10 protein-coding genes are annotated in these 17,346 nt (G+C 67.3%); 6 read left to right on the forward strand and 4 right to left on the reverse strand.

Features of this window, described 5'->3' with window-relative positions:
• Positions 1–82 precede the first annotated feature (82 nt).
• The 3 genes from LQ772_RS02865 to LQ772_RS02875 all read right to left on the reverse strand — a co-directional run bounded on the left by LQ772_RS02865 (position 83) and on the right by LQ772_RS02875 (position 5,098).
• Positions 83–1,840, reverse strand: a complete 1,758-nt coding sequence (locus LQ772_RS02865; RefSeq protein WP_231323825.1) for an autotransporter assembly complex protein TamA — start codon at positions 1,838–1,840, stop codon at positions 83–85.
• A gap of 88 nt (positions 1,841–1,928) precedes the next feature.
• Entirely contained in the window at positions 1,929–4,529 is a 2,601-nt protein-coding gene (locus tag LQ772_RS02870) for a glycosyltransferase family 2 protein (RefSeq protein ID WP_231323827.1), read from the reverse strand.
• 164 nt (positions 4,530–4,693) lie between these two features.
• The gene (locus LQ772_RS02875) at positions 4,694–5,098 is read right to left on the reverse strand and encodes a helix-turn-helix domain-containing protein (RefSeq protein WP_231323829.1); all 405 of its coding nucleotides are present in this window, start codon (positions 5,096–5,098) and stop codon (positions 4,694–4,696) included.
• 88 nt (positions 5,099–5,186) lie between these two features.
• Here LQ772_RS02875 and LQ772_RS02880 point away from each other — a divergent pair, with 88 nt between their 5' ends.
• The 4 genes from LQ772_RS02880 (at position 5,187) to LQ772_RS02895 (ending at position 9,956) form a co-directional block, all read left to right on the forward strand.
• A complete protein-coding gene (locus LQ772_RS02880; RefSeq protein ID WP_231323831.1) occupies positions 5,187–6,464 on the forward strand; it encodes an HlyD family secretion protein in 1,278 nt (425 codons plus the stop codon).
• Positions 6,457–8,619 (forward strand): peptidase domain-containing ABC transporter, encoded by a 2,163-nt coding sequence (locus LQ772_RS02885; protein WP_231323833.1) that lies wholly within the window; start codon positions 6,457–6,459, stop codon positions 8,617–8,619. The genes LQ772_RS02880 and LQ772_RS02885 overlap by 8 nt, the downstream gene beginning before the upstream one ends.
• A 67-nt stretch (positions 8,620–8,686) precedes the next feature.
• On the forward strand, positions 8,687–8,875 hold the full coding sequence (locus LQ772_RS02890; RefSeq protein WP_231323835.1) for a class IIb bacteriocin, lactobin A/cerein 7B family: 189 nt from the start codon (positions 8,687–8,689) through the stop codon (positions 8,873–8,875).
• Between the two features lie 202 nt (positions 8,876–9,077).
• Complete coding sequence (locus LQ772_RS02895; protein ID WP_231323837.1) at positions 9,078–9,956, forward strand: hypothetical protein; 879 nt, start codon at positions 9,078–9,080, stop codon at positions 9,954–9,956.
• A 327-nt stretch (positions 9,957–10,283) separates the two neighbouring features.
• On the opposite strand, the gene LQ772_RS02900 is transcribed toward LQ772_RS02895, so the two are convergent.
• Entirely contained in the window at positions 10,284–10,748 is a 465-nt protein-coding gene (locus LQ772_RS02900; protein WP_231323838.1) for a Dps family protein, read from the reverse strand.
• A gap of 112 nt (positions 10,749–10,860) precedes the next feature.
• Between LQ772_RS02900 and hrpA the strand changes: the two genes are divergently transcribed.
• A complete protein-coding gene (gene hrpA / locus LQ772_RS02905) occupies positions 10,861–14,982 on the forward strand; it encodes an ATP-dependent RNA helicase HrpA (RefSeq protein WP_231323840.1) in 4,122 nt (1,373 codons plus the stop codon).
• Positions 14,983–15,187: 205 nt separating this feature from the next.
• Positions 15,188–17,302, forward strand: a complete 2,115-nt coding sequence (locus LQ772_RS02910) for a RelA/SpoT family protein (protein ID WP_231323842.1) — start codon at positions 15,188–15,190, stop codon at positions 17,300–17,302.
• Positions 17,303–17,346: the final 44 nt, after the last annotated feature.

Below are 17,346 nucleotides of genomic sequence, written 5' to 3' on the forward strand. Positions count from 1 at the left end.
CCCTCGCCGACCCCCGGGCACCGCCCCCCCCGCGCGGGGGAAGGACCGATGGCGTGCATTGCGTGGAGGAGGCCGGTGCGCATCACAGGTCCGGTCCTATCACCACGTGCAACTGGATGCCGTGTGCATGGTCGTCGCGGATCGGCGTACCCACGTCGACGCGGATCATCCCCACCGGCGACAGCCAGCGCACGCCCAGGCCCGCACCCAGGCGCGGGCGGTAATCGGTGCCGTTGAACGCGTTGCCGGCGTCGACGAAGGCCGCCATGCCCCAGTTGCGCGTGAAGTAGTGCTCGACCTCGGTGCTCGCCACCAGCAGGTTGCGGCCGCCGATCACGCGGTCGAAGCTGTTGCGCGGGCCGATCGCCTGGTAGCCGTAACCGCGCACCGAGCGGTCGCCGCCGGCGAAGAAGCGCAGCTGCGGCGGCAGGGCGGAGAAATCGCCGGTGGAGGTGAAGCCGGCGCTGGCGCGCAGGATAAGCCGGTCGCGCTTGGTAAATGCATCGATCCACTTCGCATCGGCGGCCAGCTGGCTGAAGCGCGTGTCCGAGAGCAGCGAACCGGCGGTGCTGCGTGCGTACACGCTGAGCGACCAGCCGTGCCGCACGAACGTGGGGTTGTCGCCGTGCTTCTTCGACAGCGACGCCTCGGCGAACACCAGCTTGCTCTGGCCGCGTTCGATGCCCGGCGTGTTGTCCGGCTCGTTGCCGCGCTTGCCGACGGTGAAGGTGCCGATCAGCGCGTGCGCGCCGACGGTGCGCGTCCAGCCGCGCCACAGGTCGGTGTGGTTGCCGACCAGTTCGAGCGTGCGCGATTGCGAGGTGACCGTGTCGGCGTCGCGGAAGTTGACGCCGAAGTTGAGGCTGCGCTGCTCGCCGCCCGGCAGCGGGATCATGTACAGCGAGGACAGCGTCTTCAGCCGCTGCGCCAACACCAGCTCGTTCTTCCACTTGTGCCCGCGGCTGTTGACCCAGCGCCGCTCCAGCCCCAGGCGCACGCCGACACCGGTGTCGGTGCCGAAGAACGGGCCGCCGGTGTACACGCTGCGCTTGGCCGGTTGCAGCTCGACCTGCACGTCGACGGTGCGGCCGGTGTCGTCCACGTCCGGCCGCACGTTCACCACCGAGAAGTAGTCGGCGCCGTTGAGCGCCTGTTGCAGGCGCAGCAGATCTGTCTGGTCGAGGTAGTCGCCCTGCTTGAACGGCACGTAGCGTTCGAGGAAGCCCGGATCGAACTGCGAACCCGTGAACTGCACTGCGCCGAAGCGGTAGCGCGGACCGGCCTGCCACGCCAGGTCGACCACGGCGCTGTGGTCGGCGCGCGTCACCCGCACGGTGTGCGTGACCAGCTTCGCGCCGAGGAAGCCATTGGCGGTCAGCGCGCCGCCGACGTCGTCGCGCGCCTTCCCGTAGGCGCCGTGGTCGAGCACCTTGCCCTTGAGGCGTTCCACCGCGCGTACGGCACCCCGGACCGCAGGGATCGTCTGCGCCGCCTCGTCCAGCTTCACGTGCACCTCGGTGATGCGCACCGGCTCGCCCGGCTTCACCGTCAGCGTGACCTGCCAGTCATCCGCGCCGGTGCGGGTCAGCGCGCCCTGCACGCTGGCCTCGTAGTAGCCGTAGGGTTCCAGGGCTTCGCGCGCCTCGTCGGGCGCGTCGTCGTACAGGCGGCGGATCTGCGCGTCGCTGACCGGCCGCTTCGCGTACTGCGACAGCGTCAGGCTACCCTGCACCGCGGACTTCAGCGGATCGTCGATGCCCTTGATGGTCAAGCGCACGCCTGCGTGCGCCGCCAGCGGCAGCAGCAGGAGCAAGGCGATCAGGCGTCGGAGGCGGCGCATGTGGTGGGGGACGTCCCTGTGCGGAGGCCTGCGGGGCGCTCCAGCTTAGCGACGGCGATGTTGCCGTCGCATAAACGTTCCTCGGGGCTCAACCGACCTTGTCGCCAGCCTTGTGCGCGATCCAGGCGCCGACCACGGCCGAGAAGTACGGGATCGACTGCGCCGCCAGGATGAACATCCACAACGTGCCTTCGATGTACCGCGTGCCGAAGGACAAGCCCATGCCGACGATGCACAGCACCAGCGCGCAGGCCATCAGCAGTTCTTCGCGCACCGGCGCGAAGGCGGCAAAGCCCGACTCGCCCAGGCGCCGGCTCTTGGCCGTCACCACGAACGCGGTCTTCTCGCGGGTCAGGCCATGCAGGATGCCGCGCGCGATCGCGTGCGAGAGGCCCATGCTGGCTACCGAGGCCATCAGCGTGTCGTACCAGCCGCAGGGCACGCGCGCGCGGTAGAGCACGATGCCGAAGATGGCCTTGGCGAAGAAGAACCCGATCACCGGGATCAGGAACAGCTGCATCGGCAGGCTGAAGTACTGCGGGTAGGCGACCATGCCGGCGGTCCAGAACAGCGCCATCAACGTAAAGATCAGGTGCAGCGCGTCGGCGAACCAGCTGAACCAGCCAGTGAGGAAATGGAAACGCTGGCCCAGCGACAGCGGCCCCCGTTGCGTCATCCATTCCCAGCGCCCCTTCAGGATCTGCATGGCGCCGAACGCCCAGCGGTAGCGCTGGCTCTTGTAGGCCTTGAAGTCGGCGGGGGTGAGGCCCTTGCCCATCAGCTCGTCGACGTAGACCAGCTCGTAGCCGGCATGCATCAGGCGCAAACCGAGCTCGGCGTCCTCGCAGATCGTCCACTCCGACCAGCCGCCGGTGCCTTCCAGCGCGCTGCGGCGGACCATGGTCATGGTGCCGTGCTGGATGATCGCGTTGCGCTCGTTGCGATGGTGCATGCCGATGCGGAAGAAGCCGTCGAACTCCCACGCGGTCATGCGGCGGAAACGGTTGTGCTCGAAGTCGCGGTGCGCCTGCGGGCACTGCACCACGGCCACCTTCGGGTCGTGGAAGTAGCCGGTCAGGGTGGACAGCCAGTCCTCGCGCACCACGTAGTCGGCGTCGATCACCGCCACCACCTCGGCGCGCGGGTCGGTCTCCTTCAGACCGAAGTTGAGCGCGCCGGCCTTGAAGCCCGGCCACGGCTCAAGGTGGAAGAAGCGGAAGCGCTTGCCCAGCTGCTCGCAATAGGCCTGCACCGGCTTCCACACGTCCGGGTTCTTGGTGTTGTTGTCGATCACCAGGACTTCGAAGTTGTCGTAATCCAGCACCGCCAGCGAGTCGAGCGTGGCGATCACCATTTCCGGCGGCTCGTTGTAGCAGGCCAGGTGGATCGACACGAACGGCTGCTTGTCCGGCCGGTCGGGCTTGAGCATGGCCGCGTGGCGCTGCCAGCCCCGGCGCCATAGCACCTCGGTGAACTCGAAACCGTTGATCAGCAGGATCGCAAGGATCGCCACCTGCGCCGGGAACAACAGGACCAGCATGGTCCAGTCGATCCAGCTCAGGTAGAAATTGAAGGGCAGGGTGGCCGACCAGACGATCAGGCCGCAGGCGAGCTGGATCAGCAGGCAGAAGAACAGCCGGCCCATCAGTCTGAAGCGCGCGAACTTGCGCGCGAACCAGATCATCGGGAGCAGTGCGAGCAGGCTGGCCGCCAGCGCCTTCCACGGCCAGGCGGTGTCCTCGGTGACCGGACCGGTGAACGGGAACTTCAGTTGGCGGTCGGCGTTGAAGGTGCCCCAGTAGGCGCCGGTGCGGCCCTCGCCCAGGTTCTCCTTCCACGGCTGGTCGAAGGCCTCGAGCAGGTAGTAATCGATGTTCCGTGTCTTGGCCGCATTGAGCCAGTCGCGGATGAAGATCGCCTCGTTGGAGATCGAGGGATCGGCGTACTCGTGGCGGTCGCCGTTGGACGGCCAGCCGATCTCGCCCACCACCACCGGCTTGTCCGGGTAGTGCTGGACGATGTTGTCGTAGGCGCCGAGCGCCGCATCCACCGCGTCCTTGCGCGCGATGCCGTTCCAGAACGGGAACAGGTGGATGGTGACGAAGTCCACGTGGTCGCCCAGTTCCGGATACTTCAGCCAGATGTAGTCCGGCTCGGCGATCGACACCGGCTGGCGGATCGCCGCGCGGGCGCGATCGAGGTAGTCCTCCATCTGCTCGACGGTCAGGTCGCCGCGGAAGAGCACTTCGTTGCCGATGATCACGCGGTGGATGGTCTCGGGATAGCGACGCGCGAGCGCGATCACCGTCTCCAGTTCCTTCTCGTTGTTGATCAGGCGCGTGTCGATGTTCGCGCCAGCCATCACCTTGAGGCCTTCCTTCTCGGCCAGGCGGTAGACCTGCGGGTTTTCCAGCGTCGAATAGGTGCGGATGCGCGGGGTATAGCGGCGCAGCAGCTTCAGGTCCGCGTCGATCTCCTCGTCGGAGGGAAAATCCTGCTTGAGCGGGTTCTGGTAGCGCTGGAACACCGACACCGAATAGCCGCTGATCGGCCCGTGGAAGTCCTCCGGGCCGTGCGGGCGGTTGCTCCACCACCACAGGGCGATATTGAGCGCGGCCACGATCAGCGCGAGCAGGACGGCCGCAAGCAGCGGGTACCGGCTGTCGTGGGTGGGTGCTGTGGCGCTCAAAAACGTTCCCCGTCGGACGCCTCCATTTGAGGCCAAGTTAGCCCGCGGAGCTTAACGATCCGCGCGAGATGGCTCAATAAAGGCCCTGGGGGGTGGTCAGCGCGAGGTCAGCCGATCGGACGGCCAAGGGTTCGCCTGCGCGCCAGCGGTGTCATGCCACGCCGTCAGAACAAGAGCCAATCGCCGAGAATCGCCAGCAAGGCCTGGCCGGCGGCTTCGCCGCTGATCATGTCCGCGGAGCCGACAAGTGCGGAACGCAGGCCCGGTAGACCAGCGATGGTCGCGATGCCCGCCAGCTTGAAGCCGAAGTGCTGCGCTACCCGCCGCCAGACCTGCTTGTTGGACGCGTCCGATGCCTGCTCGAACTGCACGCGCAACAACCACGGCGCCGTGGCCTCGCCCAGTACCGCGCACATCTTCTCGATCAGCCAAGGTTCGGCCTGGCTTCCTCGGGTGCGCCAATTGCTGACGGTCTGGTTCTTCACGCCCAGTGCCTGCGCGGCTGCGCTGTCCGCGTGCATGGCCAGGGCCTGCTTGTATCTCGTCAGGAGTTCCAGCGTCGCGCTCATATCCTCACCCTGTTGACTTTTGTCCTCACCCTGAGGAAATCTGGAAGAAGGGAACGGTCCTCGGGGGAGGATCGTAAAGGGCAGGGACGTGTCAGGGGAATCACTCTTTCGGCGGGAAGTGCTGGAAGCGCGGCAGGGCAGCTGGCTGGGCGGGATCGCCGTGGCGGCGCCAGTGTCGCGCTGGCTCGTGGCTGTACTTGCGCTCGCGCTGGGCGCCGCCATTGTCCTGTTTCTCACCTTCGGCTACTACACGCGACGCGAGAGTGTCGTCGGCCAGCTCGTCCCCAGCTCCGGCCTCCTCAACGTGGTCGCGCCGGGGGCAGGGACGATCAGCCGCGTCGTGGTCCAGGAAGGCCAGAGCGTCAAGGCGGGTGATGTACTGCTCGAGCTGGCCAGTGCCCAGGACAACAGTATGCTGGGCGACACGCACGCGCTGGTCGGCCACCAGCTCGACCAGCAACGCGCGGGGCTGCAAGCGGACCTCCGGACGCAGGAAAAACTCGCTGCCCAGCAGGCAGATGCCATGCGCGACAAGGCGCGGTTGCTGCAAGCGCAGCTGGACCAGGTCAGCGGTCAGATCGGCCTGCAGCGACAACAGGCGGCCAGCGCCGAACAACTGCTGGATCGTATCCGCCCGCTCGGTGGCAAGGGCTACGTATCCGCGCTGCAGATCCAGCAGCAGGAGGCCTCGGTGATCGAGGCCAAGACGCAGTACAGGGCCCTGGTTCGCCAGCAACTGGATGTCCGCCAGCAACTGCAGGCGGTACGGCAGCAGCTGGAGCAGCTCCCGCTGGATACTGCCACGCGCCACAACGAGACCGAGCGCCAGCTGGCATCGATCAACCAGTCGATCGCCCAGAACGAGGTCCAGCGCGCCCTGGTGCTGCGTGCCCCCCGCGACGGCGTGGTTTCGGCGGTGCTCTTCAAGCCCGGCCAGATGGTCAGCGCGGCACAGCCATTGCTGTCGATCCTCCCAGGCGGCTCGCGTCTGCAGGCGCAGTTGCTTGTGCCCAGTCGCGCGATCGGTTTCATCGAGCCGGGCAGTCGTGTGGTACTGCGTTACCAGGCCTTCCCCTACCAGAAATTCGGCCAGCAGTATGGCCGCGTCGCGGATATTTCGCGCAGCGCGCTGTCGCCGGCGGACGTCGGCGCGCTGGTCGGCCAGCAGGCACGCGAACCGCTCTATCGCGTGCAGGTCGACCTGGATCGGCAGACGGTGCCCGCTTACGGCAAGGCGGAGTCACTGAAGTCCGGCATGGCGCTGGAGGCGGACATCCTGATGGAACGCCGCCGGTTGATCGAATGGGTATTCGAGCCGCTTTACGGCATCGGACACCGCCTGTCCGGGGACGCGGCACATGGCTGACGGAACGCAGCCGGACGAGCGTCCGGCAAGCACGCCAGGCCAGCCTCTGCAGCTGCAATTCGGCTGGCGTCGCGCGCTACCGCTGATGCTGCAGACCGAGGCGGCCGAATGCGGCCTGGCCTGCCTCGCGATGGTCGCGGCTTATCACGGGCACGACGTCGACCTGGCGGGCCTGCGCCGCCGCTTCTCGACCTCCCTGAAGGGAACGAGCCTGTTGCAGATCATGGGCATCGCGGGCCAGCTGGGATTCTCCACGCGGCCGTTGAAGCTCGATCTGGAGGAGCTGGGACAGCTCAAGCGGCCTAGCGTGCTGCACTGGGATCTCAATCACTTCGTCGTGTTGAAAGACGTCACGGCCAGGCGGGTGGTCATCCACGATCCGGCCCGTGGCGCGCGGTCGTTGAGCTTCGAAGAGGCGTCGCGCCACTTCACCGGTGTCGCGCTGGAGCTTTCCCCAGGCGCCGATTTCAAGCCGATCGCCGCGCGCCGACACGTCACCCTGCGGGCGCTTACGGGCAAGTTCCATGGGATCGTATCGGCCCTGCTGCACGTCCTCGCGTTGGCCGTGGTGCTGGAGCTATTCACGCTGGTCAGCCCGTTCTTCATGCAATGGGTCATCGATCAGGTCCTGGTCTCGGCCGATCGCGACCTGCTGACCTTGTTGGGGATCGGCTTCCTCGGCGTCACTGTCTTCCAGGCCGCCTTCACCGCAGCGCGTTCATGGACCCTGACCTGGTTGGGCGCCACGGTCAGCGTGCAATGGCAGACCAATCTGGTGCGGCAACTCCTGAAACTGCCGCTGGACTGGTTCCAGAAGCGCCATGTGGGCGACGTAGTGTCGAGGTTGGGGTCGGCGCAGACCATCCAGAAGACGCTCACGACGCAGTTCATCGGCTCCCTGCTCGATGGAGTCATGGCCATCACGACGTTGGTGGTGATGGGCTTCTACAGTGTGCCGCTTACCCTGTGGGTGGCGGGCGTGTTCGTCCTCTATGGCCTGCTGCGCTGGATCTTCTTTCGGCCTCTCCGGCGGGCAACCGAAGACCAGATCGTTTACGCCGCCCGCCAGCAGAGCGAGTTGCTGGAATCCATCCGCGGCGTGCTGCCGGTCAAGCTGGCCAACCAGCAGGATGAGCGCTCCGCGCGCTACGCCAATGCCACAGTCGAGACCACCAACCGAGATGTCGGCGTGCAGAGGCTGACGATCGCGTTCAGCGCCAGCAATCAGATGATTTTCGGCTTGGGGCGGGTAGCCCTGGTCTGGATCGCCGCACTGCAGGCCCTCGATGGCAACCTTTCGGCCGGCATGATGATCGCCTTCGTCAGCTTTGCCGATCAGTTCACCAGCCGGGCTGGCGGGCTGATCGACAAGTGGGTCGACTTCCAGATGCTCGGGCTGCATGCCGAGCGCCTCGCCGACGTGGCCTTGACCGAGCCGGAGCCCGAAGACACTTCCACTTGGACCGGCTCCCTCCAGGACTCGAGCATCGAGTTGCGCCACGTGAGCTTTCGCTATGCGGACGGTGAGCCCTGGGTGTTGAAGGACTGCAACCTGCGGATCGAGTCCGGCGAATGCGTTGCAATCACCGGACCTTCCGGCTGCGGCAAGACGACCCTCGTCAAGATCGTCCTGGGATTGCTGGAACCCACCGAGGGTGAGGTCTTCTTCGGCGGCGTGCCGCTGCCCAAGATCGGCGTGAAGCGATTCCGCAGCATGGTCGGCGCCGTCATGCAGGAGGACCAGCTATTTGCCGGTTCGCTGGCGGACAACATTTCGTTCTTCCAGGCCCGCCAGTCGGACGAGCGGATCGAGGCAGCGGCTCGCATGGCGGCGATCCATGAGGAGATCGCGCGCATGCCGATGGGCTACCAGACGCTTGTGGGCGACATGGGTTCGAGTCTTTCCGGCGGCCAGAAACAACGGGTGATCCTCGCTCGCGCCCTGTATCGCGAGCCGAAGCTGTTGCTGCTGGACGAGGCGACCAGCCACCTGGATGTGGAAAGGGAGCGGCTCATCACGCAGGCCGTCAGGGGCCTGGATGTCACCAGGGTGATCATCGCCCACAGGCAGGAAAGCGTCTCGAGCGCGGATCGCGAAATCAGCTTGGCAGCACATGGCCAGGCGAGAGTCGGCCCAGGACGGGCCGATGAGTGAGGGGAAGGGAAGCGATCGAAAGTGCAGTAACGGATCTGTCAATCAACTCAACAGAAAGGAAACGATCATGCAGAAGTTGACCTTCGATCAGGTGAAGAACGTCAATGGCGGCCTTATCTCCGCCGGTCTCGAGTGCGTTGGTGGCGCCATCCTCACCGCGGCTTCCGACGGGCTGTGGCTCCTCGTGGGTGGTGCCATGGTGGAAGCGGGCGCCTGTTACGACTTCGGCTACGAGCTCGGCGAGGCCATGAACTGAGCGCATTCATAGCAGCCTGGACCCCGCATGGGGTCCAGGCTTCTTGTTTCCCGGAGGACTGTATGAAGCTTGCCAAGACGAAGCTGCGCTCGGCGTTCACTTGCCTGGGCATCGCGTTGATCGTGATCGGTGTCGTCCTCAAATACTTCGGCTGGTGAGTCTGTCAGCCCCCAACTGACTTCCATTCCATGCGTACGCTCCCATGATCGACTTGTTTCGTTGTGCGGGCACGGTGCTCCTCGCCAGCGTCCTGTTGCTCTCGATCCTGCTCAAAGCCAGGGACAGGCGTCCGGTCGAGCAATGGTTGCGCAACCGTTTCCCCCGCGTGCGTGCGGCCGTGCTGTTCTTCGCGATCATCGGAGCCGAAACTGCCTTGTTGGTGGCGGTGCTGGCCGTTGGGCCACGCAGTACCGGGTTCATGGTTGCCGTCTGCGGAGTCCTGGCGATTTGTGCATGGCTCTTCCGCGTCTTTGGCCGTGGCAAGGTCGGGTGCCCCTGTTTCGGCTCCGCCTCGCTGAGCGCGGATTTGCGGGCCGAAGTCGTGTTCCTGCTCGTCCTCGTGGCGGAACTCGTGCTTGGTGGCTTGTCGATGCGCTGGCAGTTGCCGGTTGCCCTGTTCTGCGCGTTCGCTGCTGCCGTGGCCGTGGGTTTCTACGTGCTTTCGCGCGGGCTTGCCTTGCAGGGCTTCACCGGCACACCGGTGGCGGACGCGGGAAAGGAAGGAACCGCGCTCCTGGGCGAAGCCAGCCGGGACGGACGCCCCCTCGCGCTGATTTTCCTGTCCACCCGGTGTCAGGTATGCATGACCTTCTTGAAGTATCTGGAGCAATCCTCGGAACTGTTCGCCACTTGGATCGACTTGCGCCTGGTCATTGATGGCCTGGAAGTGGCCGAAGAAACGCTGTTTGGCGGCAGCACGATCGTCTCCGTGCCTTACCGTCGATTGGCCAATGCGCTGCAGGTAGTCGAAAGTCCCACGATGGTGCTCTGGCGCAAAGGCGTGGTCACGCGATACCGCGGGATCCAGGCATGCAATCTCGCATTGTCGGAAATCGTCCGCGTGACCGTGGCGGGTGCCTGACTTCCGGAGCTTTCGTCGGCGAAGGCAAGAGTTTTCAGGCGGCGGGACTATGGCGCCATCGGGTTGAGACTACGACCGCCACCACGCTGCATCCGGGCATGTCGGCTCAGACGTTCGGGAAAGCATCGACCTCCACAGGCGCCTTGTGCCTCGCCTGACTCACATCTTCGGGCAAATCCGGATGTTGCGGTTCCTAAGAGAGACATCCGCTCGTGCCTGCTGGCGGTCCGGGCAGGAACCCCCACGCCGGACCAGTGCCGACTGCGGCTGCCTCACGCCATCGGTGCGGCACCTGAGGAAGCTGCCCAGGCCCGCAACCGACGCCTTTTACTTCAACAGCGAGCGCAGCATCCACGCGGTCTTTTCGTGTTCCTTCAAACGCCCCGTCAGCATGTCGGCAGTGCCTTCGTCGCCGCCGTCCTGCGCGACCTTGATGGCGCCGCGGGCGGTGTGGGCGGCGATCTCGTGGCCTTCGACGAGCTGGCCGACCATCTCCTTCCATTCCGGTACGCCCGATTCCTCCTTGATCGAGGTGAGCTTGCCGAACTGGCTGTAGGAGCCCGGCGCGAATACGTCCAGCGTGCGGATGCGCTCGGCGATCTCGTCGGCGGCCAGCCACAACTCGTTGTACTGGGTCTCGAACATGGCGTGCAGGCTGTTGAACTGCGGGCCGGTGACATTCCAGTGGAAACTGTGGGTCTTCAGGTACAGCGAATAGGTGTCCGCCAGCAGCTTGGAAAGCTGTTCGGCGATGGTCTGGCGATCCTGCGGGGCGATGCCGATGTTGGTCATGGAAATCCCTCCTCGTGAGTGGGTACGGGATCCACGGTACCGACTGGCGAGCGCGCCGTGAAATGAATCGTTCCGATGAGGGCCATAGCCTGCGGCTATCATGTGCGGTCCCATGAACGACACGCCGCCCGCATCCTCCGACGAAGCCCGCCTGCGCGCCTTGCGCGAGGCGCTCTCGGGCGTGTCCAGTCGCGACTTTGGCCGGCTGCTGGGACGGTGGCGCGGGCTTTCGCGCCAGCCCGATGCCCGCAAGCTCGACGCACTGGCGGCCGACATCGGCGTCTCGGCGGCGCGGCGCCAGGCGCGCGCCGCGGCCAAGCCGGCGATCCGGCTGGACGAATCGCTTCCGATCACTACGCGCGCCGACGAGATCGTCGAACTGATCCGCAAGCACCAGGTCGTGGTGATCGCCGGCGAAACCGGCTCGGGCAAGACCACCCAGCTGCCCAAGCTGTGCCTGGCCGCCGGCCGCGGCGAGGCGGGCATGATCGGCTGCACCCAGCCGCGCCGCCTGGCTGCGCGCTCGGTCGCCCGCCGCGTGGCGGAGGAACTGGGTACGGCGCTGGGCGAACAGGTCGGTTTCCAGGTGCGCTTCACCGACCAGGTCTCCGAGCGCACGCTGGTCAAGTTCATGACCGACGGCATCCTGCTGGCCGAGACGCAGGGCGATCCGTGGTTGTCGTCCTACGACACGGTGATCATCGACGAGGCGCACGAGCGCAGCCTCAACATCGACTTCCTGCTCGGCTACCTCAAGCGCCTCGCCCAGAAGCGGCCGGAGCTGAAGATCATCGTCACCTCGGCGACGATCGACACCGCACGCTTCGCCCAGCATTTCAACGACGCGCCGGTGGTGTCGGTCGAGGGGCGCGCTTATCCGGTCGAGGTCCGCTGGCGCGCCGCCGACGCTCTGGGAGCGCACCCGGTGCGCGACCGCGGCCCTCACCCGCGGGACACGTCCGACCGCGTCCAGCAGGGCAGCGCCGAACACATCGGCCTGGTGCTCGACGAGATCATGGCCGACCGCAGCCTCGGCAGCGGCCCCGGCGACGTACTGGTGTTCCTCCCCGGGGAGCGCGAGATCCGCGACGCGCACCTGCTGCTGTCGCGCCGCCAGTACCGCGAGACCGAAGTGCTGCCGCTGTATGCGCGCCTGTCGGCGGCCGACCAGGATCGCGTGTTCAAGCCCGGACCGAAGCGGCGCATCGTGCTGGCGACCAACGTGGCCGAAACCTCGTTGACCGTGCCGCGCATCCGCTACGTCGTCGACACCGGCAGCGCGCGGGTGATGCGCTATAGCCAGCGCAGCCAGCTGGAGCGGCTGCACGTCGAGCCGGTCTCGCAGGCGGCGGCCGACCAGCGCAAGGGCCGCTGCGGGCGCATCGGCCCGGGCATCTGCTATCGCCTGTACGGCGAGTCGGATTTCGAGACCCGTCCGCGCTACACCGACCCGGAACTGCTGCGCTCGTCGCTCGCCAACGTCATCCTGCGCATGCTCTCGCTGAAGCTCGGCGAGGTGGAGGATTTTCCCTTCCTGGAAGCGCCCGATCCGCGGATGGTGGCCGACGGCTACCGGCGCCTGGCGGAGATCTCCGCCATCGACGAGCGCCGGCACCTGACCGCCATCGGTCGCCAGCTGGCGCGACTGCCGATCGACGTGCAGCTGGCGCGCATGCTGGTCGAGGCGCAGGAACGCCATGCCCTGCGCGAGTTGCTGGTGGTGGTGGCGTTCCTGTCCATCCAGGACCCGCGCGAGCGGCCCGCCGATGCGCGGCAGCAGGCCGATGCGGCGCATGCGGCGTTTGCCGATCCCAAATCCGATTTCGTCGGCGTGCTCAACCTGTGGCGCGAGTACACGAAGGCGCACGAGGAGCTGACCCAATCGAAACTGCGCGACTGGTGCGGGCGGCATTTCCTGTCGTTCCTGCGCATGCGCGAGTGGCGCGAGCTGCACCGGCAGTTGTTGCTGGTGGTGGCGGAGCTGGGGTGGACGCTGGACGCCAGCGCAAAATCTGCTCCCTCTCCCCCCCGGGGAGAGGGTTGGGGTGAGGGGACACCCTCGCGAAAGAGCCCGGCTCAAGTCCGAGGTGCCCCAGCACGCGCTTCGCGCAGCGAGGCGCAAGGGTCGCGCCGCGCCAGGAAAGCTCCGGGCGAGCCCCAGCCCCTCACCCCAGCCCTCTCTCCGGAGGGGAACGAGGTCGAGGCGCGCCCCGAACAATACGAAGCGATCCATCGCTCATTGCTCGCCGGTCTTCCTACCCAGGTCGGCCACAAGGACGAGAAGGGCATCTACCGCTCCACCCGCGAGCGCCGGTTCCAGGTCTTCCCCGGCTCGGCGCTGGCGAAGACGCCGCCCGCCTGGCTGTTCGCCGCGCAGATCCTCGATGTCGGCGGTCGCGTCTGGGGCATGAGTTGCGCGCGCGTGGAACCGGCCTGGATCGAGCAACAGGCCGCGCACCTGGTCAAGGGCAGTTGCCGCGATGCGCACTGGTCGCGCAAGCGCGGCACGGTGGTCGCCTACGAGCAGGTCAGCCTGTTCGGGCTGACCCTGGTCGAACGCCGTCCGGTCACTTTCCAGAAGCAGGATCCGGCACTCGCCCATGCGATCTTCTTGCGCGAAGCGCTGGCACGCGGCGACCTCGATGCGCGCGCGGATTTCGTGCGAGCCAACCAGCGCGTGCTCGACCAGGCGCACGAGATCGAGGCCAAGCAGCGCCGCGAAGGCCTGCTGCGCGGCGAGGACGAGCTGGCGGCGTTCTTCGACGACAAGTTGCCGGAGGACGTTGCCAGCACGCGCGCCCTCGATGCCTGGTACAGCCGCGCGCGTCCGGCCGAGCAGGCCGCGCTGCGCTGGTCGTTGGACGAGGTGATGGCCGGCGGTGCCGGGCTCGACCCGAAGGCGTTTCCCGCCACGCTCGACCTTCCACCACAGCGCTACAAGCTCGAATACCGCTTCGTTCCCGGCGACGAGGCCGACGGCGTCACCCTGCAGCTTCCCCTGGCGATGCTCAACGCGCTGCCCGCCGCCCGCTGCGAATGGCTGGTGCCGGGCCTGCTGGCCGACAAGGTGGCCGAACTGATCCGCGGTCTGCCCAAGGCCCTGCGGCGCAACTTCGTGCCCGCGCCGGACTTCGCGCGCGCCTTCGTGGAAGCCGAGGCGCCGCGCGAGCAGCCGTTGGTCCCGGCACTCGCCGCTTTCCTCAAGCGCGCCACGGGCGTGGACGCGCCGCCCTCCGAATTTGCGGCGGTGGAACTGCCGCCGCACCTGAAGATGCGCTATCGCCTGCACGACGAGCGCGGCAGGACGCTGGCCACCGGCCGCGACCTCGCCGCATTGCGCGCGCAATGGGAAACCCAGGCCCGCGAAGCCTTCTCGCGCAAGACCGACGTCGAGCTGACGCGCGAGGACGTCACCCGCTGGGACTTCGAGGAGATTCCCGCGCAGGTGCGCTCCGAGGGCGGCCTGAGCGCCTTCCCGGCACTGGTCGACCTGGGCGAGGCGGTGGCGCTGCGCGTGTTCGAGCGCCACGACGAAGCCCGCGCGGCGCATCTGAAAGGTGTCGAGCGGCTGCTGCGCAACGCGCTGGCAAGTGACATGAAGCAGGCCCGTCGGCGCCTGCCCATCCCCAATCCGCTGTCGCTGAAATATGCGCCCCTTGGCAGCGTGGAATCCCTACGCGAGGACCTGGTCGAGGGTGGCTTTGCCGACCTGCTGGCGACGCACGCCTTGGACGCGCGCACGGCCGGCGACTTCGAGGCACTACGCACCGCCCTTGCACGCGAGCTGTTCGGCGCAGCCGTCGAGCGATTGAAGCTGGTCGAACCGGCCATCGAGGCCCAGGCCGATCTCAAGCCCTGGCTGGAACCTCCGCTGATCGGCTTCGCCCGCGCCAGCTATGACGACCTGCGCGAGCAGCTCGACGCGCTGCTCGCGCCCGGCTTCGCCCGCGAACTGCCGAAGGCGCGCCTGGCGCACTACCCGCGCTACCTCAAGGCCATGCGCCTGCGCGCCGAACGGCTGCGCCAGGACCCGGCCAAGGACCAGCAGCGCATGCTCCAGGTGCTGCCGTACTGGCGCGAGTACCTCCGGCACCACGCCGGCGGCGCGGCAGACCTCGACGAACTGCGCTGGTTGATCGAGGAATGGCGCGTCTCGTTGTTCGCGCAGGAACTGAAGACCGCCGAACCGGTGTCGGCCAAGCGCCTCGCGAGGGCGCTGGAGGCCCTGGGGTGATCGGTCAGCCGTCGGGCTGAACGCTGCGCTCCGTTTGCCCCGCAAGCGGGAAGGGAGCGTGAGCGAGGCGTCCGGGGGCAGAATCCTTGCGTCGCCATGCGGCGCAGGGCACGCGGCGCAGGGTGTGCGCCCGGATGGGGCAGGTTGCGGGGGAACCTTCCGCCACGGCCACCGGCACGGACCTTCTTCTAGAATGTCCCTTCCCATGTCCCAGCCCACCCATCCCGCATCCACCCGCCTGGCTCAATGGCACGCCCGCGCGGCCGCGCTGCCGCCGCTGGCGGATGCTCTGGCGACCTGCACGCCGGCGAACGAGGCCGAATGCGCGGACGTGCTGGACCTGCTCGCCATGCTCGGCTGCGATGCGCAGACACAGGCCGCCGCGGTGTGGTTCGAGCTGGCGCAGAGCGACCCGGCAGCCTGGCAGGCTCGCGCGCCGTCGCTGCCGCTGGAAGTGCAGCGGCTGGTCGAAGGCCAGCTCGCCGCGCAGAAGGTCTGGGCCCTGCACGCGCAGCGCGAGACTGGCACGCACGAGGGCCTTCGCCGGCTGCTGCTGGCAATCATCCGCGACCTTCGCGTGGTGTTCGTACTGCTGGCCCGGCAACTGGCGAAAATGCGTGGCGCGACGGCATTGCCCGAAGCCGAGCGCATGGCGCTGGCCAGGCTCACCCGCGACATCCACGCGCCGCTCGCCAACCGGCTCGGCATCTGGCAATTGAAGTGGGAGCTGGAGGACCTCGCGTTCCGCTACCTGCAGCCGGACACCTACAAGCGCATCGCGCGCCTGCTGGACGAGCGCCGCGCCGACCGCGAGGCGTTCATCGCTCAGGTGCTCGCCGAGCTCGGCGCCGCCCTGGAAACGGCCGGCATCAAGGCCGACCTCGCCGGCCGCCCCAAGCACATCTATTCCATCTGGAAGAAGATGCACCGCAAGGGACTGGAGTTCTCCGACCTGTACGACATCCGCGCGGTGCGCATCCTGGTCGACAGCGTGGCCGACTGCTACGGCGCGCTGGGCGTAGTGCACGCGCAGTGGCAGCACCTGCCGCGGGAGTTCGACGATTACCTCGCCCGCCCCAAGGGCAACGGCTACCGCTCGCTGCACACCGCGGTGATCGGTCCGCAGGGCAAGACGCTGGAAGTGCAGATCCGCACCCATGCCATGCACCGCGACAACGAACTGGGCGTCGCGGCGCACTGGCGCTACAAGGAGGGCGGCGGCGCCGATGCCGAGTTCGAGGCGAAGATCGCCTGGATGCGCAAGCTGCTCGAACCGCGCGCGGACGAGGAGGTAGCCGCAGAGCTGCGCACCGAGTTGCTGGAAGACCGCGTCTACCTGCTCACACCCAAGGGCGAGGTGTTCGACCTGCCACACGGCGCCACCGTGCTCGACTTCGCCTATTACGTGCACACCGAGGTCGGCCATCGCTGTCGTGGCGCCAAGGTCAACGGGCGCATCGTGCCGCTCACGCACCAGCCGCGCAGTGGCGACCGCGTGGAAATCGTCACCGCGAAGAACGCCGAACCGAGCCGCGACTGGCTCTCGCCGCACCATGGCTACCTCAACACCAGCCGTGCGCGCGAGAAGGCGCGGTCCTGGTTCCACCGCATCGCGTTCGACGCCAACCTTGCCGCCGGTCGCGCGCTGCTCGAACGCGAGCTCAGGCGGCTCGCGCTGCCCAACGCCGACCTGTCGAAACTGCCCGCCCATTTCCACCTGAAGACGCACGAGGAACTGCTGGTCGCGCTCGCGCTTGGCGAGGTCAGCGCTGGCCAGATCGCGCGCGTGCTGCAGGAAGCGGCACACCCGGTCGAACCCGCGCCGCCGCCGGCGCAGCCGGTCGCGCGCCACGTCACGCCCGACCATGGCGCGCTTCGCATCGAGGGCGTGGGCAACCTGCTCACCGTGCTGGCGCGCTGCTGCCAGCCGCTGCCGGGCGATCCGGTGCGCGGCTTCATCACCAAGGGCCGCGGCGTATCGGTACACCGCGCCGACTGCGCCAGCCTGGCGCGGCTGGCGCGACGCGATCCGGACCGCGTGATCGACGTCGAGTGGGGTCGCGCCACGGCGCAGTCCTACCAGGTCGACGTCGAGCTGCACGGCTTCGACCGCAAGGGCCTGCAGAAGGACGTGATGAACCTGATCAGCAACGTCGGCACGCCGATCGTGGCGTCCTCCAGCCGGCTGGAAAGCCGCACTGGCGAGGTGGAGATGCGCTTCACCCTGCGCGTGCGCGATTTCGGGCAGCTCTCGTCCCTGCTCGGCAAGCTGGTGGCGCTGCCCAACGTCGTGGAGGCGCGGCGCGTCAGCGCAAGCTGAATGCACCAGTTTCACCGGCGGGCGCGTGAAGTGGGCGATGCTAA

Source organism: Frateuria edaphi (genome assembly GCF_021117405.1).
Classification (GTDB): Bacteria; Pseudomonadota; Gammaproteobacteria; order Xanthomonadales; family Rhodanobacteraceae; genus Frateuria_A; species Frateuria_A edaphi.

Bases quoted from the DNA above. Each gene is read 5' to 3' on its own strand.
- LQ772_RS02890 (WP_231323835.1), top strand. From the start codon at position 8,687: ATGCAGAAGTTGACCTTCGATCAGGTGAAGAACGTCAATGGCGGCCTT.
- hrpA (WP_231323840.1), top strand. From the start codon at position 10,861: ATGAACGACACGCCGCCCGCATCCTCCGACGAAGCCCGCCTGCGCGCC.
- LQ772_RS02885 (WP_231323833.1), top strand. From the start codon at position 6,457: ATGGCTGACGGAACGCAGCCGGACGAGCGTCCGGCAAGCACGCCAGGC.
- LQ772_RS02910 (WP_231323842.1), top strand. From the start codon at position 15,188: ATGTCCCAGCCCACCCATCCCGCATCCACCCGCCTGGCTCAATGGCAC.
- LQ772_RS02865 (WP_231323825.1), bottom strand. From the start codon at position 1,840: ATGCGCCGCCTCCGACGCCTGATCGCCTTGCTCCTGCTGCTGCCGCTG.
- LQ772_RS02875 (WP_231323829.1), bottom strand. From the start codon at position 5,098: ATGAGCGCGACGCTGGAACTCCTGACGAGATACAAGCAGGCCCTGGCC.
- LQ772_RS02900 (WP_231323838.1), bottom strand. From the start codon at position 10,748: ATGACCAACATCGGCATCGCCCCGCAGGATCGCCAGACCATCGCCGAA.
- LQ772_RS02895 (WP_231323837.1), top strand. From the start codon at position 9,078: ATGATCGACTTGTTTCGTTGTGCGGGCACGGTGCTCCTCGCCAGCGTC.